The sequence below is a fragment of the Desulfomarina profundi genome (assembly GCF_019703855.1).
In the GTDB taxonomy this organism is placed as follows: domain Bacteria; phylum Desulfobacterota; class Desulfobulbia; order Desulfobulbales; family Desulfocapsaceae; genus Desulfomarina; species Desulfomarina profundi.
Genome location: NZ_AP024086.1, coordinates 597,680 through 619,678, shown reverse-complemented (window position 1 = coordinate 619,678; position 21,999 = coordinate 597,680). Strand labels below are relative to the sequence as shown.

17 protein-coding genes, 1 tRNA gene and 1 pseudogene are annotated in these 21,999 nt (G+C 46.9%); 9 read left to right on the top strand and 10 right to left on the bottom strand.

Annotated elements, in window-relative coordinates; all coding sequences use genetic code 11:
* Positions 1-7 precede the first annotated feature (7 nt).
* From LO777_RS02815 to LO777_RS02800, 4 genes are all read left to right on the top strand, one after another.
* Positions 8-376, top strand: a complete 369-nt coding sequence (locus LO777_RS02815) for a molybdenum cofactor biosynthesis protein MoaE (RefSeq protein ID WP_407929113.1) — start codon at positions 8-10, stop codon at positions 374-376.
* Positions 377-487: 111 nt separating this feature from the next.
* Entirely contained in the window at positions 488-1,327 is an 840-nt protein-coding gene (locus tag LO777_RS02810) for an HDOD domain-containing protein (protein ID WP_228856047.1), read from the top strand.
* A 12-nt stretch (positions 1,328-1,339) separates the two neighbouring features.
* Entirely contained in the window at positions 1,340-3,424 is a 2,085-nt protein-coding gene (locus tag LO777_RS02805; protein WP_228856046.1) for a response regulator, read from the top strand.
* A gap of 182 nt (positions 3,425-3,606) precedes the next feature.
* Positions 3,607-4,983, top strand: a complete 1,377-nt coding sequence (locus tag LO777_RS02800) for a YihY/virulence factor BrkB family protein (protein WP_228856045.1) — start codon at positions 3,607-3,609, stop codon at positions 4,981-4,983.
* 91 nt (positions 4,984-5,074) lie between these two features.
* On the opposite strand, the gene LO777_RS02795 is transcribed toward LO777_RS02800, so the two are convergent.
* The 4 genes from LO777_RS02795 to LO777_RS20355 all read right to left on the bottom strand — a co-directional run bounded on the left by LO777_RS02795 (position 5,075) and on the right by LO777_RS20355 (position 8,247).
* Positions 5,075-5,149: transfer RNA gene (locus LO777_RS02795), tRNA-Gly, on the bottom strand.
* A 526-nt stretch (positions 5,150-5,675) separates the two neighbouring features.
* Positions 5,676-7,520, bottom strand: a complete 1,845-nt coding sequence (locus LO777_RS02790; protein ID WP_228856044.1) for an ATP-binding protein — start codon at positions 7,518-7,520, stop codon at positions 5,676-5,678.
* On the bottom strand, positions 7,517-7,819 hold the full coding sequence (locus tag LO777_RS20360) for a winged helix-turn-helix domain-containing protein (RefSeq protein ID WP_329955648.1): 303 nt from the start codon (positions 7,817-7,819) through the stop codon (positions 7,517-7,519). Before LO777_RS20360 ends, LO777_RS02790 begins: the two co-directional genes overlap by 4 nt.
* Complete coding sequence (locus LO777_RS20355) at positions 7,816-8,247, bottom strand: response regulator (RefSeq protein WP_329955647.1); 432 nt, start codon at positions 8,245-8,247, stop codon at positions 7,816-7,818. The genes LO777_RS20360 and LO777_RS20355 overlap by 4 nt, the downstream gene beginning before the upstream one ends.
* 310 nt (positions 8,248-8,557) lie before the next feature.
* On the opposite strand from LO777_RS20355, the gene phoU reads away from it, so the two are divergent.
* From phoU to pstB, 5 genes are all read left to right on the top strand, one after another.
* Entirely contained in the window at positions 8,558-9,217 is a 660-nt protein-coding gene (gene phoU, locus LO777_RS02780; RefSeq protein WP_228856043.1) for a phosphate signaling complex protein PhoU, read from the top strand.
* 28 nt (positions 9,218-9,245) lie between these two features.
* Positions 9,246-10,631 carry a phosphate ABC transporter permease subunit PstC gene (pstC, locus tag LO777_RS02775; protein WP_228856042.1) on the top strand — a complete coding sequence of 462 codons (1,386 nt, stop codon included), beginning with the start codon at positions 9,246-9,248 and terminating at the stop codon, positions 10,629-10,631.
* The gene (pstA, locus tag LO777_RS02770; RefSeq protein WP_228856041.1) at positions 10,624-11,934 is read left to right on the top strand and encodes a phosphate ABC transporter permease PstA; all 1,311 of its coding nucleotides are present in this window, start codon (positions 10,624-10,626) and stop codon (positions 11,932-11,934) included. Before pstC ends, pstA begins: the two co-directional genes overlap by 8 nt.
* 77 nt (positions 11,935-12,011) lie before the next feature.
* Positions 12,012-13,025 (top strand): PstS family phosphate ABC transporter substrate-binding protein, encoded by a 1,014-nt coding sequence (locus tag LO777_RS02765; protein ID WP_228857323.1) that lies wholly within the window; start codon positions 12,012-12,014, stop codon positions 13,023-13,025.
* 119 nt (positions 13,026-13,144) lie between these two features.
* Positions 13,145-14,020: a phosphate ABC transporter ATP-binding protein PstB gene (gene pstB / locus LO777_RS02760; protein ID WP_268907499.1), complete on the top strand. Its 876-nt coding sequence runs from the start codon at positions 13,145-13,147 to the stop codon at positions 14,018-14,020.
* A 9-nt stretch (positions 14,021-14,029) separates the two neighbouring features.
* On the opposite strand, the gene LO777_RS02755 is transcribed toward pstB, so the two are convergent.
* From LO777_RS02755 to LO777_RS02730, 6 genes and pseudogenes are all read right to left on the bottom strand, one after another.
* Entirely contained in the window at positions 14,030-15,463 is a 1,434-nt protein-coding gene (locus tag LO777_RS02755; protein ID WP_228856040.1) for a cytochrome c3 family protein, read from the bottom strand.
* 13 nt (positions 15,464-15,476) lie between these two features.
* On the bottom strand, positions 15,477-16,370 hold the full coding sequence (locus LO777_RS02750) for a hypothetical protein (protein WP_228856039.1): 894 nt from the start codon (positions 16,368-16,370) through the stop codon (positions 15,477-15,479).
* A gap of 3 nt (positions 16,371-16,373) precedes the next feature.
* Positions 16,374-18,241, bottom strand: a pseudogene (ftsH, locus tag LO777_RS02745) (ATP-dependent zinc metalloprotease FtsH).
* A 293-nt stretch (positions 18,242-18,534) separates the two neighbouring features.
* Positions 18,535-18,753 carry a hypothetical protein gene (locus LO777_RS02740; RefSeq protein ID WP_228856038.1) on the bottom strand — a complete coding sequence of 73 codons (219 nt, stop codon included), beginning with the start codon at positions 18,751-18,753 and terminating at the stop codon, positions 18,535-18,537.
* A 296-nt stretch (positions 18,754-19,049) separates the two neighbouring features.
* A complete protein-coding gene (locus LO777_RS02735) occupies positions 19,050-20,825 on the bottom strand; it encodes a sigma-54 dependent transcriptional regulator (protein WP_228856037.1) in 1,776 nt (591 codons plus the stop codon).
* Positions 20,822-21,916: an ATP-binding protein gene (locus tag LO777_RS02730; protein ID WP_228856036.1), complete on the bottom strand. Its 1,095-nt coding sequence runs from the start codon at positions 21,914-21,916 to the stop codon at positions 20,822-20,824. The genes LO777_RS02735 and LO777_RS02730 overlap by 4 nt, the downstream gene beginning before the upstream one ends.
* Positions 21,917-21,999 lie beyond the last annotated feature (83 nt).

Sequence of the window (21,999 nt, the reverse complement as noted above, 5' to 3'; positions counted from 1 at the left end):
GAGAATGATGGACCTTAACAAAACCTTGAAAGAACTGAAAAGCAGACCGGATTTTACAGATAACGTGGGAATGATCTTGATTCACAACGGTACAGTACGCAACTGGTCACGCAAAAACCGGGCAAAGGTCAGCGCACTGAAAGTCACCCCCGATTCAGAAAAAATTGAAACCCTCCGCCAAGAATATCTTCAATCTGAAGGTATTTTTGATATAATAATTAAAGCATATTCAGGAACATTTCAACCGGGTGACGATCTGCTCTATATAATCGTCGCCGGTGATATCCGGGAAAACATCAAACCAGTTCTGGCGGAACTGCTCGACCGGGTGAAGGCGGAAGCTATAACAAAACAAGAAATAATCCTGAATCCGTGACGACTTAATGTGTAACTGGTCACAGGATTTGTAAGCATCATTATTAAACGCTCATGGATTCGGGGTAATGGCGCAAACGGCTGCACGCCCTGCAGACTGATAAGGGATTTCATGTCAACAGCAAACCTATTTATTGATAAATTTACAGATATTCAACCCCTTCCCCATGTGGTAACCACCCTGTCAGCACTTATTGCGGACAGCGAATCGACCATCAAGGATTTCGAGGAAGTGATCAAGATGGATCCGATCCTGGTAACCAGACTGTTACGTCTGGTAAACAGTCCCTATTACGGCCTGGCCCAGAAAGTTGACTCCATAGGACGAGCTGTGGCTTTCATCGGCATGAAAAACCTCCACAACCTTGCCGTGACCGATGCTCTGAAAACCATCTTTGACGAACCTCCCGAAAATACTGCTATTTTTTCAAAAACACGGTTGTGGATACATTCCGCCGTCGTTTCCATCTGTGCAAAGATGGTGGCTGAACGCATCTTCGGTGTTAATGGTGATGATGCCTATCTTTGTGGTATTTTACATGATTTTGGTCTTCTGGTAGAAGAACAGGTTGAAAAGGAAAATTTCCATGAAATCTGTTCCACCTGTACTTCAACACGTAATCTGATCATACTTGAAAGAGAGCACTTCGGAACGGATCACTGCGAAATCGGCTATTTCATGAGCCTTGACTGGAATATGCCTGAAAACACGGTGGCGGCGATCAGAGACCATCACACAATCATGGAAGACGTGGATCCGGCAAGCCTCACAGGAATAATACAGATTTCCGAATTTATCGCCGACAAACTGCAGTTTTCAACCCTGCCCGATATCGAGACAGTGATCTCGCCTCCCCTCCTTGAACACCTCAAGGAAAATATGGATGAATACTCGGTACTTATGGAAGATCTTCCGGCAGAAATTGAAAACGCCCAGTCAATATACGGTTAAACTGAGGACAAAATGACTGACTTTTCAAACCTTTTTAAAAAGGAAAATTCGGAAGCAGAAGAGTTACAGGAACTTCTTGCTCACCTGAAGGACAATCTTCCCGGTATATCAGTCACTGCTATCCCCGACGATCAGAAAACAGCAACCGACAGACAGCCTGTTCTACCGGTAAATGGTCCCATAAAAAGTGTAACGAAATACCTGCCCACGCTGAAAACCACCCTCTGCTTCCACGCTGAAGACAACTTCTCGGAGGAAAAATTTATTCAGCGCCTTGCCGGACTGGCAATCAAAACCTTTTTTAGCGGCAGGGAGCTTGCAAAAGTTCAAAAGAAACTGGATATTCAGAAGAAACAGTTTAACCGAAAATTCCAGGTGATGGATGCCAAGCATCAGGAAATGCTGGAAGAAAACCAGCGAAGCTACCAGATAATCCATGAACAGCAGGAAAAGTATTCCAACACCCTCCAATCTGAAATAGAAAAACAGACGAAGGAACTCCGAAAATCCAAAATGGCCGCAGAAGCTGCCAATGTAGCGAAAAGCCAGTTCCTGGCCGCCATGAGCCATGAGATCCGCACGCCGATGAACGGGGTTATCGGTTTTACCGATATGCTGCTGGCAACAGAACTGGACGAAGAACAGCGCGACTTCGCCATGACCATCAAACGCAGTGGTGAAGCACTCCTTGGCCTGATCAATGATATTCTTGATTTCTCCAAGGTTGAAGCCGGCCAGATGACTCTGGAATATATCGATTTTGACCCGGAGATAACTGCCCATGATGTCTGCGAACTGATCCGGCCCAGGGTTGCCGGAAAACCCGTTGAAGTCCTCTGCCGGATTGATGACAACGTCCCGGCCAACGTCAAGGGTGATCCGGGCAGATTCCGCCAGGTACTTGTCAATCTTCTTGGCAATGCCGCTAAATTCACCGAACAGGGTGAACTCGAACTGGCCATCGAAGTTCAGCAGGAAACGGACGAAACAATTACCCTGCTCAGCAAAATCAGGGACACCGGAATCGGCATCGCGAAAAACAAGTATGAATCCATATTTGAGGTGTTCAAACAGGCTGATGGTACCACCACCAGGAAATATGGCGGCACCGGTCTCGGTCTTTCCATCTGCAGAAAAATCGCGGCGCTGATGAACGGCCATGTATGGGTAACCAGTGAAGTGGGGGTCGGAACCACCTTTCATTTTACTGCGATCATGAAAAAATCATCCATACGCCAGGAAAGAAAACCGACAGAGGAGAACCTGCAGGGTATTCGAGTTCTTGTCGTCGATGACAATAAAACGAATAACGAAATCCTGTCCGGTATCCTTAAAAAGGGGGGAATGAAGGCTACATGCATCATAGATCCCCGGAAAACTCTCAAGACCATGGCAGAGGCGGAAAAAGCAGAGAAACCATTCAATATTGCCATTCTCGATCTGATTATGCCCCACATTTCCGGCTTTAACCTGGCAGAAAAAATACGATCCAAGGGCTACGACTCCACCTCCCTGCCCCTTCTGGCCTATACTTCTTCCGCCGAAAAGATAGCGGGCAAGTGCAGAGATTCCGGCTTCAATGCCTTTCTGACCAAACCTGCCAGACCAACAATCCTGCTCAGGACACTTTCCAAAATACTGAAGCCGGAAGACAGCAAGAAAAATGAATCCCAAAAAGATCAACTTGTCACCCAGTATTCAGTCCGTGAAGAACTGAAACAGTCCGTCCGCATCCTGCTTGCGGAGGATAACCCGGTCAACCAGAAACTGGCCCAGATGATGCTGAGCAAAGCGGGGTATTCAGTCACGGTTGTCGGCAATGGAAAACAGGCTGTTGAAACATACGCGTCTTCACCGGATAAATTCGACACCATCCTGATGGATATTCAGATGCCGGTGATGGATGGACATGAGGCTACACGGCAGATCAGAAAGCAGGGACACGCAGATATCCCAATTATTGCCATGACCGCCAACGCCATGAAAGGTGACAGGGAACTCTGTCTCGAAGCAGGTATGGACGACTACATCACCAAACCCATAAAAAGAGAAACCGTCTTTCAGATTCTTGAGAAATGGCTTTACAGTAAAAACTGATGGACTCGTAAAAACTCCGATTTACTGCGTTGTGGGGTGATCGTGTAATGCTCGACGTACTATATGTACGCCTGCGCTTACACGACACCGCCACGCCTTGTATATCGAAGTTTTTCCAGAGTCCATCTGAGAACGTTGAACGACTTTTTACGAGATCATCAAAACTGATACTGCATTGTCCCATGGACTCCTCCACTTCAGAAAAGCCTTCCAGACGACTCACCCTCACCAGCTGGGCTGCCGGTAATTCTCCGTCCGCTTCGTTTCTCCAGAAAAAGATACGTAATGCTGTCCGGCTCATTCTGATAATAATCAAAGAATTTGGTGCAAATAACCTCTCCCTCAGATCCGCAGCTCTCACCTACACGGTTCTGCTTTCACTTGTTCCCGTGCTGGCCATGAGCACTGCGGTCGTCAAAGGCCTGGGCGGAGGAGATCAACTGAAAAAGGCTGCCTATGCCTATATAGACACCCTTGAAACATCCAGCTCCTCATTGAAGGTCCCTGGATTCAGTCCTTCTCCGGAAGAAACCGGAACACAGGAAAAAGGTACGAAAACCCTCACAGCTCATCTCCGTTCAGCTGCCGACACCCTGTTCGACTACGTTGAACGAACCAGCTTCACCACGATCGGCACCATTGGAATGATAGGCATTCTGCTCAGTGTCATTCTTGTTCTGAACCATATCGAATCGGCAATGAACTGCATATGGAAAGTGGAAAACGGCAGACCACTGCTGAGAAAAATCGCGGACTACCTTGCCCTGCTTATCCTGATGCCAGTGTCCATTAATGTAGCTTTTGCAGCCAGTGCTTTTTTAAAAAATCCGGCCCTGGCTGCAAAAATGGATCTTTTCATTCCCTTTATCTGGCTGCAGACCCTGCTCCTCAAGCTGTTACCCGTTTTCTTTATCGCTTTCACTCTCTATATCATCTATATCTTTTTTCCCAATACCAGGGTCAAAACACTTCCTGCCGTTTTCGGTGCGATTCTGGCAGCTCTCCTGTGGTTCACTGTACAGAATATTTATATCACTCTCCAGATTGGCGTGGCAAAATACAATGCCATTTACGGCTCCTTTGCAACACTGCCGCTCTTTCTTGTGTGGATGTATCTCGGCTGGATATTTATTCTAACGGGAGCACAGGTTGCCTACGGAATACAGAATCTGGGAACCTATACACTGCTCAGGAAAAAAGAGGCCCCCTCCCTGCAACTGGCTGCTGCATTTGACATAACAGACTGTATTTACATATCATTTTTAAATGATACAGCCATTCTGTCAACAGATCTCTACCGGCAGCTTCCCCACTATTCTCGAACAGTGCTCAAGGAAGTTCTCACACGGCTGCAGGATACCGGCATAATACATTGCTCCAGCACAACAAAGCAACTCCTGCCGGCCGCGCCCATGGACCCATTACGGTCCCGCAAAATCATAAAAGCCATTTTCGGGACAGAAACTCCTGATACTCCGGGGGGACAAAAAAGCAGGGAAATCATGGCGATGGCAGCAGAAGCCGTAGGGGAAAAAGGAACCGAATCCGATCATCATTAAAGCGCAACATATAAAACATACGTATGCATCTTTATTTTCGTAGCAACACGGAAATCCGGCCGGAAGATCATTTATGGACAGCCAGTGAAAATGGAGCGGGATACCAGATTCGAACTGGCGACCTTCAGCTTGGGAAGCTAACACTCTACCACTGAGTTAATCCCGCCCATTTTCCGGCAATATAAACCTGCGCACCGGCTTTGTCAAAAACTTTTCTGATTGCATACAAAACTACTCAACCAGATCGAAAATGCACCTGTCCTGCCAGGCTGAGTCCCGTACGCAACCAGAAAAATTCGGTCTACCCCGCATTTCTCATCAGTTCAGGCGGCGTCAGCTTCAAAATTTTCAACAGTAAATAATAGTGACCTATATTTGATGATCTCGTAAAAAGTCGTTCAACGTTCCCAGATGGACTCTGGAAAAACTTCGATATACAAGGCGTGGCGGTGTCGTGTAAGCGCAGGCGTACATAGAGTACGTCGAGCATTACACGATCACCCCACAACGCAGTAGATCGGAGTTTTTACGAGTCCATCATATTTACTGTTGAAATATTGCAGAAGATAACGTCGCCTGGGCTGACCTTGTGTGAACATTGTGTGAATTTTGTTCGATTACTGATAGTTGGCTAATTATTTGTATTCTACAACTATTCTCAAAATTGACACAATGTTCATGAGAAATGTGGGCTACACCTCCTCAAGTCCCTGCAGTATAATTATGAATTCGGATCCTGCTCCCTCCTCGCTTCTGACTTCCACATTTCCACCATGTGCCTGTACAATATGTTTTACAATCGCCAGACCGAGACCGGTCCCTCCGAGATCTCTGCTCCGCGCCTTGTCACTCCGGTAAAAACGCTCAAAAAGGCGGGGCAGATGTTCACCGGCTATGCCACAGCCCTCGTCTTTTACGCAAATTTTCACCTGTGAGCCTCCACAGTTTTTTTCCTCACTCACCTTGATCATAACAGTACTGCCCTCAGGGCTGTAACTGATACCATTGACGAGCAGATTCACCAGCGCCTGTTCGAGCAATGTATTGTTCATCATAACCCGAAGATCACCTGTACATTCAGTAACAATGGTAATACTGGCCTCTTCCGCTTTATGCTGACAGCTTTTTCCTGCAGACAGAATCACCGGCTTCAACAGTCCTTCAACAAGCTGTATATTACCCCGGTTTGAATCTTCCTCTATTCGGGACAGGAGCAGCAGGTCATCAATTATAGTGGATAACCGAACCGCCTGATGGAGCACAATTTCGAGAAAACGTCTGGCTTCTTTCTGGTCATCAAGGGCCCCGTCCAGTACCGTTTCAACATACCCCCGGATGGATGTCGTAGGAGTCCGCAATTCATGGGAAACATTGGCGACAAAATCCCGCCTGATACCTTCCAGTCGTTTTAATTTACTGACATCATTCATTACCAGAAGAACACCACCTCCTTCTCCATCCATGTCCTGGAGGGTGACGACATGGATTTGCAGGCATCTGTCCCTGAAGGAGCCGGGGAGGGTTATTTCGTCCTCAACAGGCACACCATTTTCAAGAACCCCGGTAATCTGCTGCAGCAAGTGGTTATTTCGTACCAGTTCCTGCACCAGCCTGCCCACCACTCTCTCTTTTTTTACACCAAACAATCTTGCCGCTTCATCATTGATCGACATTACCCGCTCTTGCCGATCAATGGCCACCACGGCCTCCACCATGCTGGAAAAAACAGTCTCCAGCCGGTTTCGATGAGTCTCTATTTCACGGATCTTCTCATCAAGCAGTTGGGCCATCCTGTCCATGGAGGTGGAGAGTTTCATAACCTCCAGGGATGCGGTCTTCCCGGCTACCGGCATCATCCTGGTACTGAAATCCCCCCGGGCAAACTGTTCGGCCTTCCTTGTCATCTGCTCCAGAGGTCTGCTGATACTACGGGATATAAGGAGGGTAATCAGTGCGGCAAAAAAAATTACACCAAAGGAGACCAGACCGATCCGCAACCGCATTCTTTCCAGTGTTCTGTCTAGAGATGACACGGAAACCGAGGTACGCAAAACAGCTTCCACTGTTAAACCTGCGCTCTCCGGGGATTTGGGAGACAAAATACCATAAAGCGGGACAGCCACATAGATAAGGTTTTCATCCAGGGTGTGGCTGAATCGCCTTGAAACCCCTTTTTCCCCGAGCAGAGCCTTTTCAATTTCCGGTCGGTGACGGTGATTATCCATGATATCCGGGTTTTCCTTGGAATCAGCAAGAACTCTGCCGTTTGCCAGAATCACCGTTATCCTGGTAGCGGATTCCCGTCCGGCAAAGACACAGTATCGCCGCAATTCCTCCAATCTGTTCCCGCGGACCAGGTCCTTTATTCTTGATTTCAACAGGCTGGCTCTGGCTTCAAGATCTGCAGTGACATCTGCAAAATAGAATTCCTGAAATGTGGAAGTGGAAAACCAGCTCACCGCCAGAATAGCCAGGAGAATAATGACCACATTGACTGGAAACATCTGCCACAGCAACTTTCTCGGCCCCATCTTCATAGACTGTCATTTCCTTCTTCCTGACTCTTGAAACGATATCCCATTCCCCGCACAGTCTCTATCATTGTACCGAAATCACCAAGTTTTTTTCTTAATCCGAATATCTGCACATCAACTGCCCTGGGTGTTACCAGAAAATCATAGCCGCGGACAGCATCTATTATCTGCTGCCTGGAAAAAACCCAGCCCTGTTTTTCGGCAAGAAGGGTCAGAATACCAAATTCCGTCATAGTCAACTGTAACTCAAGACCATGCAGGGTGACCCGGTGTCGTCCCTTATCTATTACAAGACCATTCACTTCAATCCTGCTTTTTTTCTTTTCTTCTCTATCGTTCTCTCTACCTGCCCCGCTCCTTCGAACCACGGCCTGGAGACGGGCCACAAGAACCCGGGGCTGAACGGTTTGGTGATATAATCATCAGCCCCACACTGCAATCCGGTCACCACATCCTCCTCTTCCCCCCGGGCGGTCAGCATGATAATGGGAATGGACGCATACCTGTTTTTCATCTCATTTTTCATAGCCGAGCATATCTCAAGACCACTCATCCCCGGCAACATCAGATCCAGCAGAACACAATCAATTTCCTCCACGGCCAGAATCTGCAGGGCCTGTTCGCCCGAATCTGCACAACTCACATTAAAACCTGCCTTCAATAAATTGTAGCTGACCAATTGCTGTATATCCGGCTCATCTTCCACAACAAGCACATTTATCTTTTTCATTTCTTTTTTTCCAGCCAGTAAAACTGAACCAAATGACTCAGCCATTTATAAGTCCGTTGGTTTGTGGGTACCTTGAAAAATTAGAATTTTCGCTCCAAGTCAAGGAACAGGAAAATTAAAAAGCCTGCACAACAACTTCTCTTTCAGGCGCAAGCTTATCGTGCTTTATTTCACCAACCATGGCAACACCTTTTCCCCTCCTAACCGTATCCTAACATTCATCTAACAGGAGAAAAATATTTAGCCTCTATTCTCTCCCATCAATACAAATACTGAAACATAATTGACAATTCCAACATGAAAGAATCACATGAATACACATTATACCTTTCACCACGAACTAACCAGGCTCAACCAGAAGATCCTGCAACTGAGTACCATGGTTGAGGAGCGTGTCCGCAAGGCAGCAGAAGTCATTCAAACCAAGGACGAAGAGGCAATCAAATCACTTATTCTGCTGGACTATGAGGTGGACGAAATGGAGGTGGAAATTGAGGAAGACTGTCTGAAAATTCTTGCTCTCCACCAACCGGTCGCCAGGGATTTGCGATTCCTGATTGCAGTAATCAAGATCAACAACGAAATGGAACGTATTGCTGATATTGCCGTAAGCATTGCCATGCGGGTACAGAATATCACCAAGTTTCATCATCTGGCGGCAGTCAGCTACGATTTCTCGGAAATGAGCGGCCGGGTCCTGGATATGCTCAAAAAGAGTATCGACTCTCTGGTCAAGCGGGATTCCAAAACAGCCAGGGACATCTTCCTTGCCGATGACGCTGTGGATCAACTCCGCAATCGCTGTTATGAGGATATCAAGGAACGGATCCGCAGGGACCCTGAACATCCCGGATACCATATAAACACTTACCTGCTGGCCCGTCATCTGGAACGGATCAGCGACAGAGCCGTCAATATCGCCGAAGAGGTGATCTATTTTGTCGAAGGTACCATAACCCGTTTTCCATAAAATCTTCCCGGCACAACCAACCATAAAAATGTCAACACTCTATCACTTCATACTTCCGTTTTTTGCGTTTATGGCTGCAAGCGCGTACTTCTGCGGAGCTGTCAAAGCCGGAAAACTGGCGGCAAATGGCAAAACCCTCCATTCACTGCCGATTCATTACGGTGTTTACGTGGCTATCTGTTCAGTTCTACCCGCCCTGCTCCTCTATTTCATCTGGATTTTCCTGGAAGATAATATTGTCATTTCACTGATAAACAGAACCTTGCCTATAGAATTTCACCGACTGTCCACCAGTGAATTCTCCCTGGTGATCAACGATATCAAAAATAGAGCTTCAGGGGCTTTCACCGCCAATACCGCCAATCCGATCATTACTGCCGCGGCCAAACACTATATGGCCATAAAAAATACGGTCAGAACCATTTTCTTCCCATCTCTCTTTCTTCTCTCACTTTTGTCATTTGTCTTCACCCTGCAATCTATCCACGGTGGTCTCCGGGCACGAAACAGGATTGAATTTATCGTCAGGATCTTTTTGATCTTCTGCTCCGGGGTGGCAATTCTGACCACCCTGGGAATCATTCTCTCGGTTCTTTTTGAATCCATTCATTTTTTCAAAATTATTTCATTGACCGATTTTCTTTTTGGTCTGAAATGGAGCCCCCAGATGGCAATCCGTGCCGATCAGGCCGGATCATCCGGCGCCTTCGGTGTAATCCCTCTGCTGACGGGAACCCTGCTTATCGCCTCCATTGCCATGGCAGTGGCGATTCCCATGGGTCTTCTGTCTGCCATATATCTATCGGAATATGCAGGAAAACGCCTGCGTACCCTGGCAAAACCGATCCTTGAGATCCTTGCGGGCATTCCCACAGTGGTCTACGGTTTTTTCGCGGCTCTTACGATTGCCCCGCTGATTCGCGAAACGGGTACAATTTTCCATCTTTCAGTCTCTTCAGAAAGTGCGCTGGCGGCAGGACTGGTTATGGGAATCATGATCATCCCCTTCGTCTCCTCCCTCTCGGATGATGTTATCCATGCTGTACCCCAATCCCTGCGCGACGGCTCTTTCGCCCTGGGTGCCACCCATTTTGAAACCATCAGAAACGTGATCATCCCGGCAGCACTCCCGGGTATTGTCGGCTCTATTCTTCTTGCCGTTTCCAGGGCCATCGGGGAAACAATGATAGTTGTCATGGCTGCCGGTCTCTCTGCAAACCTTACCTGTAACCCGTTACAGGCCGTAACCACAGTTACCGTCCAGATTGTCACCCTGCTGGTGGGTGATCAGGAATTTGACAGCCCAAAAACCCTTGCTGCCTTCGCCCTCGGGTTTCTCCTTTTTCTCTTTACTCTCTGCCTCAACGTCATTGCCCTTCGGGTGGTTCGAACATACCGGGAACATTATGAATAAGAAAAAGAAAAAAGATACCGGAATTATTGCTGAAGACAATTTCTCCATTATCCGGCAGGGACTCTCCAGGCGGTACCGGCGCGAAAGAAATTTTCGTCTGCTGGGACTCTGGGCAGTCACCATAACGATTGTCTTTGTCCTGTTTCTTTTTATCTCCATATTTTCGAAAGGGTATACCGCTTTCAAACAGACACGAATAGCCGTTGACGTCCGTTTTGACCACGGCTTCTTCAAGGATGAAAACCTCGCCAGAGCCGATTATCCAGGAGTGATCAAATATTCTTTACGAAAAATGTTCCCCCAGGTCAAAACGAGAAGGGAGAGAAGGACCCTCTATCATCTTGTCAGTCCAGCAGCCCCCTACCTGCTTCACCAAATGGTCCATGATAATCCCAAATTAATCGGCACCATGAAAACCGTATGGATTCTGGCGGATGATGATGTGGATATGCTGATAAAAAGTGGTCTACCCGAAAACCAGGGCGACGTGGAAACAGTATTAAAAAATCCACGGATCAATGAGCGTCAACTGAAATGGCTGCTAAGGCTGCGGAAAGACAACCGGATAAAAATGGAATTCAACACCACATTTTTAACGGGCGGTGATTCCAGGGAACCGGAGCTGGCCGGGATACTGGGAGCGATAAAGGGTTCATTCTATACATTGCTTATAACCCTTGCCCTTTCCTTTCCCATCGGTACGGCAACCGCCATTTACCTGGAAGAATATGCTCCCCAGAACAGATGGACGGATTTCATCGAGGTGAATATCAATAATCTTGCAGCCGTTCCATCCATCATCTTCGGCCTGCTCGGCCTGGCCATCTTTATAAACTTCTGGGGTCTGCCCCGTTCAACCCCACTGGTGGGCGGCCTTGTTCTTACCCTTATGACACTACCCACAATCATTATAGCGGGAAGAGCCTCCCTGAAATCGGTTCCACCATCCATCAGGGAAGCCGCCTTAGGGGTAGGAGCCTCGAAACTGCAGACAATAACCCATCACGTCCTCCCCCTGGCCCTCCCGGGTATGCTGACCGGGACAATAATCGGCATGGCACAGGCCCTCGGTGAAACAGCGCCGTTGCTGATGATCGGCATGGTCGCCTTTATCGTCGACATTCCCAGTTCGTTCACCGATGCAGCTACCGTGCTTCCTGTACAGATTTATCTCTGGGCAGACAGCCCCGAGCGCGCTTTTACCGAAAAAACCTCGGCGGCCATTATGATTCTCTTAATATTTTTGATTTCGATGAACGCGCTGGCTGTCTACCTGCGTAAAAAATTCGAGATCACCTGGTAAACAATAGTCAACAACAACTTATGAAGGAGAAAGTATCAATGAAATTCGTAACCGGAAACATCTTCCTGGCAGGTGCCATGACCCTGTCATTCATGTTGGTTCATGGTCCGGCACAGGCCCGTGACACCATCTCCATTATCGGCTCATCCACAGTCTACCCTTTTGCAACTGTTGTTGCCGAAAAATTCGGCAAGACAACCCACTTTAAAACTCCGAAAATCGAATCCACCGGTTCCGGTGGCGGTTTCAAACTGTTCTGTGGCGGTGTCGGAACAAATTATCCCGATATCACCAATGCCTCCAGGGCCGTGAAGTCATCTGAACTCAGGAGATGTGCCACCAACGGCGTTAAGGACATTGTGGAAATCAAAATTGGTTACGACGGCATTGTCCTGGCCAACAGCAGAAAAGCAACACCTCTCAAACTGACACGCAGGGATATTTTTCTTGCCCTGGCAAAAGATGTTCCCGACCCGACCGGTTCCGGGAAACTCATACCCAACCCCTACAAAACCTGGAAAGACGTCAACCCGAGCCTCCCGGCTACTCCTATTGAGGTACTCGGACCTCCCCCCACATCCGGCACCCGCGACGCTTTTGTCGAGTTGGCCATGGAAGGCGGCGGTAAAACCTTTCCATTTATCAAGGCCATGAAAAAAAATGATAAAAAAAGTTATAAAAAGCTCTGCCATACCATCCGTGAAGACGGCGCCTATATTGAAGCAGGAGAAAACGACAACCTGATTGTCCAGAAACTGCAGAGCAACCCGTCTGCCGTTGGTATCTTCGGCTTTTCTTTCCTGGATCAGAACAATGATGTAATCCAGGGCTCCACAATTGAGGGGCAGGGCCCGACTTTTGAAGCCATTGCCGAAGGGAAATATCCCATTTCCCGTCCCCTGTTCTTCTATGTAAAAAAGGCCCACGTTGACGTTATCCCCGGTATCCGTGAATACCTTACCGAATTCACCAGCGAAAAAGCCTGGGGTCCGGAAGGCTATCTGTCCGACAAGGGTATGATTCCCATGCCTGATCCGGAGAGAAACAAGTACAGGACGATTGCTGCCGATCTAAAAACCATAGAGATGTAACCACCCGCTGATAACCATCCGGTCCCGATCATATCCATAGTCGTCCTTCCCTCCATTTTCCGGATGGTTATCAGTTTTCCGGAAAAAACCACCATTATATATTTACACAGGAACAAAAAATGGAATTGACAGCAGAACTCGCTCAAACAGCATTCATACAACCTGAAACCGCAATCACCGATGAATTGAACAGAGAAAAATCGACAGATCGGCAGACAATCGGCACACCTGTTATTGAGAACCCTCGAATGACCTGCAGGAATGTTGAAGTCTTTTACGGTGATAAACGAGCCATCAACAATATTTCCATTGATGTGGGCAGAGAAGAGGTCCTTGCCATGATAGGCCCTTCCGGTTGCGGTAAGTCCACTTTTCTCCGCTGCCTCAACCGCATGAACGATACCATTCCGATTTGCCGGGTCAGGGGAGAAATCTGTCTTGACGGAACAGATATCTACCACTCTTCCGTGGATATTGTTCCCCTGAGGGCCCGGGTCGGTATGGTTTTTCAAAAGCCGAACCCTTTTCCAAAATCGATCTATGATAATGTGGCCTACGGCCCGAAGATACATGGCCTTACCACAAGCAGGCAAGACCTTGACACGATAGTGGAAGATTCCCTGACAAAGGCAGGATTATGGGAGGAGGTCAGAGACAGGCTCCATGAGCCGGGGACTGGGTTGTCAGGGGGCCAGCAACAGCGGCTCTGCATCGCCAGAGCCATTGCTGTCAGCCCCGAAGTGATCCTGATGGATGAACCCTGCTCCGCCCTTGACCCCATTGCCACGGCCAAAGTGGAGGAACTGATCGCCGAACTGCGCGCCCAGTTCTCAATCGTAATCGTCACCCACTCCATGCAGCAGGCAGCCCGGGTTTCCCAGCGGACTGCCTACTTCCACCTTGGAGACCTGGTAGAAGTAGGACAAACAGAACAGATTTTCACCAATCCCGGCCACCGGCTCACTGAAGATTACATCACAGGTCGCTTTGGCTGATACTTCGTTCTATTCCGGCTCATCATGACAGAGATCACAGCTCTGGGAAATGGTCTTGCCATAAGCCGTTGTATGTTCCTCATCATGGCAACGGAAACAACCATAACCGGATTCTTCGTTTTTATGGCCGTTATGACCCTTGTATGTCCCCCAGGTCACATTCATTGCCGGCCAGACATTCGCCAGGTAAGCATCCAGCAGATATTTGCCGGAAGATATAAGTGCCTGTTCATTTTCGGCCACAAAATCATCGCCATTTCGTTGAGCCTGAAGCGCCAGAAGAGTCTCCACGAGCTGTTCCTCCGCCTCCTCTCTTGAACCGTACTCTTTCCGAAGAACCACGATACTGTCCTCTCGGAGACCCGGAATTTTTGCGTCCAGTTTTTTTGAATGGAGGCCAAAATCAATCTTTTCTTCAAGATCATCATAGACATGGGTCGGTCTGTTATGGCAGTCAATACAGTCCATGGTACGCCATGTTCCAGGCTCACTTTTCTCTTCGCCGTCCACAACGTATTCCTCGGTTACGCCGGAAGGTTTGGTCACTTTGATCCTGCCGATTTTGGTCCGTGTCTCATTCAGTGACTCGTACTCGACCTTTACATCCTTGCTGACATGCCAGTGGATACCCTCGAACCTGTCAGTCAGGGGATTCCTGCCGCCGATATGAAGGGCTATTTCCTTTATTTCCGGATTTTCCTGATCTTCATTGGAATAAGAGACAAATTTTTTCACTTTTTTCCCATGGAATTTTTCCGGCCAGTGACACTGCTCACAGGTATCCTGGGCGGGCCGCAAATGTTCCACCGGGGCCGGAATCGGCCTGCTGAATTTCCCGTCAAAAACCGCCTTCACCTGGCGCAGCCCTGAAAGTTTGGCTTTGACATACCATTCCGCTCCGGAACCTATATGACAGGAAACACAACCGACCTTTGCGTGAGGTGAACGCTGATAGGCAGTATATTCTGGATCCATGACCGTATGACAGACTGCTCCGCAGAAATAATCGGATTCAGTGAAATGATAGGCTTCGTAGATGACAAAGGAAAAAACTGCAAGATTAATAATGGAGAGGACAAGAAAAAGAATTACACCCCTCCTGTGAGTGGATTTACCAAAATCAAGTATGACATTTTTAGACGTCAGACTGTTTTTAAACCATTTCTTTCTCCTCAAATACCAGGCTACTGGTATGAGAATCAGGCCAAAAACCATCCCCGATGGGAAAATCAGAAATGTAACAATAGCCGCATAATGATTTTCAATCAACCCGGTTACATGCCCCAACAGACCGAGGATTGTCAAGGTAAAACACATTGTGGTAATACCAAATCCCAGAAGGCCGATGGGTGTTTTTACGGAAAGCCCTATCTGTTCCTGCCAACCGATAGAGCTTCCCCCTTCTTCTGTGGAGACCTGCTGTTTGGAATTCTTCTCGGACATCTTTTTCTCCCCTCTATTTTAATTTCTGCCATTCCTCAGCGATTGCAGCACCGCTGTCTATTATCTTCTGCAGCATCTCCTTCCGGTTCTCCGTTTCTCCATCATGGAGAAGCTGCGCGTAGTTCATTATGCCGTTGAGCCTGTTGATTGTCTCATTGATGTTCATTTCAAGATTATTACGCAATTCAACAGCAGCGGAATCGGCGGGCAACTCCTGCTCTCTGATTTTGATGACAAGTTGCCGGACCGAAAACGCCAGATCGGCGACTTCCTTGATAACCGGTGGAGAGGGGAGAATATTTTCCGGTTCAAGGTGGTCGGCTTCAAGATTTTTTATGAGCTGCAGAAGCGGCAAAAGACTGTTTCGATAGAAATGAATAAGAGCAAAACCGGCGAGGCTGATGATCAGCCCCAACACTCCTATTACCATCTTCTGGAAATTGATGATGGCCAACCTGGCCTGGCCGGCAATAATCCTGTCATACTGGATCAGGTAATCTGCAATAAATCGCATCTGCTCCTGCAATTTTTTTTTCGTTTCCGGGTTGTTATCAGTTGCTGCCTGACGGAGAAGAATCACCATTTTTGGTAAATCCACCTTATCAACCAGTGCCAGTTTCAGCTCGGGGGCTACCAGATTGTTTTCCTTCAGCAGAGACAACTCAGAATTGAGTTGCTCAAGATCAGGTATCAGCTGAATGAGTTCCTTCTCTTTTCCTGTAATAAACGCTTCAATTATCCCTTCACGAATGGTCATGAAATGAAAAAGTATTCGTCCATTGCCGACGATTACCTCATTATAGCTTCCCGTCAGTCGGTACTGGTAAATACCGAGCAGAGCAATACACATCAGAAGTCCACCCACCAGCAGGAAGGCAAGCCAGACAAGTTTTTTCAGTGAATTCATCCCCTAAGCCACCTTTGCCTCAAGACAGTGTCCTTTGGCAGGACAGACACTGCACTCCGATATTTCTTCAGACATGCTCCTGGCCTTTGCCTTCTTGGTCAGAGAGCATTGATATATTATTTCAAATTCTTCGCTGTCAATGGTTTCCACCTGAAGGAGAATTTCCGCAAGAGCTTTCAAAAACAGTCGCTCCTCTTTCAAAACTGCCGCTGCCTGACTGTAACACTCCGCCAGTAGAGCTTTGATTTCACCATCAATGAGATTGGCCGTTTCCGAACTCATCACCAGCCTTTTTGTCATCTCATCTCCCAGAAAACCGCTATCCCCCACACCATAAGCCTGGGGCCCGAGTATTTCACTCATCCCCAGCGGCAAACCATGTTTGTTGCTATTTCGGTAGCCTGGAGAAGATCATTTTCCGCCCTGGTGGTCCTGCTGTTAAAAATAATCTTCTCAGCGGCACGCCCTCCAAGTAGGATTGCAATACGGTTTTTCAGATAGTCCCTGCTGTAAGCGGTTCTGTCGCCCATTGGGAGCTGCTGGGTCTGGCCCAGAGCCCGCCCCCGGGGAATTATTGTGATCTTATGAACGGGATCGGAATCAGGCAGGAGTTTTGCCACAATGGCATGACCCGCCTCATGAAAGGCGAGGATCTGTTTATCTTTTTCTGTCAGAATAACACCCTTTCTCTCCACGCCGAGCATTATCCTGTCCCTGGCAAGATCAAAGTGTTCAATCTCGATAGCCTCACAACCATCCCTTCCCGCCAGAAGCGCAGCTTCATTAACCAGGTTGGCCAGTTCCGCACCGGTAAATCCAGAAGTCATCTGGGCAATTTCCTCAAGATCGACTTCTTCACGCAGTGTCACTTTCCGGCAATGAACGTCGAGGATCTTCTGTCTGCCTTTAAGATCCGGGGGAAGGAGGGTTATCCTGCGATCAAACCGACCGGGTCGGCTTAAAGCCGCATCCAGTATATCCGGTCTGTTGGTGGAAGCCAGGACAATAATATTATCCGTGGAACTGAAACCATCCATCTCCACCAGGAGAGCATTCAGGGTCTGCCCTCTTTCATCCTGACCATCTGAGGAAACAGTTGTTCTACTGCTGCCAACCGCGTCAATTTCATCGATAAATACTATACAGGGCGCATTTTTCTTGGCCTCACTGAAAAGATCCCTCACTCTTGAAGCCCCTACACCCACAAACATTTCCACAAAATCAGAACCACTGAAACTGTAAAAAGGTACTCCAGCTTCCCCCGCGATAGCCCTAGCAAGCAGTGTTTTTCCCGTTCCCGGAGGCCCCTGCAGCAGGAGTCCCTTCGGAATTAATGCACCGATATTGCTGAACTGATCCGGATTCTTCAAAAAGGAGACCACCTCTTGCAACTCTTCTTTGGCCTCGGGCACACCTGCCACATCATCAAAGGTAATTCTATCCTCACCTCTATGTGGTCTAATGAGTTTATCACTGGCAAATCTGCTCTCAGAGGTTTCTCTTCTATGTGCAAAAAAAGATAAAAGAATAACAATGGCCAGTGAAACACCAGCAATAAAAAGTGCTCCCTGAAAATAAAATGAAGTATAGTCCGGCTGATACGTTATTGTAACGTTAAGCGGATCAAGTGATGCAGTAACTTTTTTGACATCAGGGACATTCACAGTATATGAAAAACCGGATTGCAAAACAACCTCAGCCCGGTTTCCTGTAAAAGTCAGCTCCTTCACATCATGACCCTGCAGATCACGATAGAACTGGCTGTATCCTATAACGGGAAGACTGTGCTCATGATAAAAAATAAAACCTCCGACAAAACAGACAAAAACAACAATAAAAAACAGGAACAAATTTCTCACAAAAATTGCCATGACTTTCCCTGAACAGTTTTTCCCTGATTTTATCTACGGTTGATTTTGAGGCAGGCAATGGTCTGCAACACATTAAAAATCTCCCGTAAATCACATGTGTTCCATATCTACTTTGCGACACTCCACATGAAACATTTCCACACCACTACATTGTAACACAAAAAAAAGACCAGAGGTTCTTAAAACCTTGGTCTTTTCAAAATAATTTTTAAAAACGTGCGAAATTCAGATTAACCAGAACATGCGCGGCATCACTGCCAGACTCAGTTTCACAGGCAATCAGATTATAATCTTCAGATTCCAGACACAGCCTTAAACCACCCTGCCGCCAACTGGAAAGGACCTCCTGCAGCAACAAGACCACCAACCAGACAGGCGAGGCTCCAAAGACCAACAGCAACACCAAATATCCCAACCATTACAACACTGACTTTTGATATCTCTGTAGTTACACCAGTCTTCTCAATTGTCCTGAATTCACTTTTCTGTCGGGTTCGAGTGGTTTCTTTCATTTTTCTGTCCTCATCGTTAAATTGTCTTCCGTCCACTGTGTGACTCCACATGAATTGTCATTTATCTTTCACGTTTCATGCCAAAAGACAAAATAACTCACCCCCCAAAAACAAAAAACATAACATACTTAAATAACAATATAAAAAAATATATTCTGAACGAGTAACAGAGGAAAATATAGAAACATTGCTTCAAGCAACAGCAACACACCTGTCGCATTTATGGTGCAGCCACCTCTGAATGCGACAGGTGCCACACTTATGCGACAGTAATGCAACACACCGTTTGGTGCACATCACAGATCATACCGTTTCATCTTTCTATAGAGAGTGCTCCGATCAATCTTGAGCAACTGAGCTGCTTTTGTTTTATTGCCACCGGTACTTTGCAGGGCCGAGAGAATCTGTTCTTCTTCGCTGATAAACATATCAGTATTTATCATGTCTGTTGCCCTCTGCCTGCGTTCTGGTATCTCGCTATCAACTCGATTCTCCAGCCTGCCGACATCATTTTTAATCTCCTTTGGAAAATTTTCCACAAGAATACTGGTTCCGTTGCACAGCACACATGCTCGCTCTATCACATGCCTCAACTCCCTTACATTTCCAGGCCAGCGGTAATTACAAAGCAACTCCATTGCCTGGTCAGATATACTGAATATATTCTTATTCAACTTATCCCTGTACACACTAAGAAAATGATGTACAAGCAGTGGCACACATCCTTTTCTTGCGCGAAGAGGTGGCAGGAGTATTTCCACAACTTTCAGCCTGTAATAAAGATCCTCCCGAAAACCACCGTCCCTCACCTTTTCCTTCAGGTTAACATTTGTTGCTGCAATAATTCTCACATTCACCTGAATGGAAATATCCTGCCCCACGGGGGTAAAAGTCTGCTCCTGGAGGAAACGCAGCAGACGAAGTTGCATTCTGGGTGAGATATCGCCAATTTCATCAAGAAAAAGAGTTCCTCCATCAGCATGGAACAATCGACCTTTACGATCTCGATCCGCTCCGGTAAATGCACCTTTCCTATGGCCAAAAAGTTCACTCTCTAAAAGGTCCTCCGGGATAGCTGCGCAATCAACCTTTATCAATGGCTTGCTCTTTCTCAGACTCTCAGCATGAAGGGCCTCTGCTGCCAGTTCCTTGCCCGTTCCGGATTCGCCAGTAATCAGGACTGCTGTATCTACTCTGCCAACATTTTCTATCAATTGATATACATCCTGCATTACCTGGCTGGAGCCTATAAATTTCCTGAATGACGTTCGCTTCGGGCCAACAGTCGTCGGCGGTGCCATTGTTATATCTCTCATGACAATTACAGCCCCATTAAATTCATCAACAGAATCCTTAAGTGGTGCAGCATTTAAGCTGATCATGCGGACCGTACCGTCTTTCATTTCACACTCAACCAGATGTTCCTTGACTGTTTCGCCATGGTTGATCACCCTGGTTGCATCATGAAGACATGCTTTACCTATTTCATCGGACAACCCGGCAAGATTAATCACGCCCTCCGGTTCCATGCTACCCAGCCACTCTCTTGCAGTGTTATTCAATTGAACAATATTTGTATGTTCATCCACAGTGATTATAGCGTCACTGACCGAGCTGAAAATCACCTCAAGATACCTTCTGTATTTTTCATTCTCCTGCTGCAATAGTTTTTTTTCCTTCTGAAGTTGCCAGTGACTCAAAGCCTGACGGACAAAACGCAGGAGTGTTTCTTTGTTAACCGGTTTGGATATATAGTCAAATGCTCCATACCGCACAGCATCAGCAGCGGTTTCCAGGTTGGGGAAACCGGTTATCATAACTACCGGGCATCGCAGACCTGTCTTCTGGATATGCCGTAGAAGATCTGTCCCTTTAGCCCCCTCGAGAACAATATCACTGATAATCAGGTCAAAACGTTCTTCATTAATAGCAAGAAGCGCTTCTTCCATAGTGGCAGCTGTTGAAATCCTTCCATATCCAGCACGCTTTAAAAACATCTCAAAGGTGACACGAATCGACTCCTCATCATCAACAATTAGAATATGGATATCTTGAAGATCACCTGACATCATACCTCCAACGCTGGAATTTCAATCGTCATTTCAGTATATTGATTTAAAACAGAATCCACCTTTAATACGCCGTTATGGTTTTTCACAATACCATAACTGATACTGAGACCCAATCCAGATCCTTTCCCAGCGGGTTTGCTGGTGAAAAATGGTTCAAAGAGTTTGTCCAGAATTCCCTGGGGAATCCCGGTTCCCAGATCTTTTACCACAAGACGTATATATTTCTCTTCATCTACAACAACCGGCTGGCAAGTAATGTATATACATTTATCCTCGGCTCCGTTAACATACCGTTCATTCAAGGCATACCTGCTATTATTGATAAGATTCAGTATAACCTGTTGTAACTGCAAAAAATTACCGGACACTAGACATGAAGGCTGAAAGCATTCAGTAACTATTTTGATACCATCTTTCTTCAACTGATGCTGAACAAGAGACAGACTCTCTTTTAAAATTTCATTTAAATCAACAGAAACGAAATCGCTGCCATCTTCGCGAGCAAACGAGAGCAAGTTGTAAATAATTGTTGCTATTCTCTCTCCTTCATTAACAATACGTCTTAAAATCTCGGCCTGTTCAGAATCCTGTGGATTGTCATCAAGCAGAATCTGTGCAAAATTAATAATTCCGTTAATGGGATTGTTTACTTCATGGGCAACACCTGCTGCAAGTTCTCCTATAGCCGCAAGCTGGGCAGTTCTGATTGAATCAACTTTTCTAACCTCATCTTTGGTCAGTTTTCTGGCAATAAGAAGAATCAGGGAGCCTTCCTGGACAGTACCTTCAATAGGAACCACGTTAAGCGAATACTCCCCATTGAGCCCAGGTAAACGAGTATCCTCAATCCTCGGAGAACACGTCAGCAAAAATTCTTCCAGGGGACATTTGATATGTGGCCAGCGACCTCCGTGAATAATCTTGCAGACACCTTCCCCAACAATTTCTTCTCTTGTTTTGCGAGCCGCTTTAAGCAAAGCAGGATTAACTTCAACAATTTTTCCCTCTGGCGTTACAACAAGCAGGGGATCCTGTATCGAATAAAACAATTCTCTTCCAACTTCTGCCGGAACTGATGACCTTTCTCCCATACCTTCTCCCTTTTCGCAACAATCAGGACAAACACGACAGTGTAGTACACAGGATGCCACAACTATATACAAAAATCACCGAA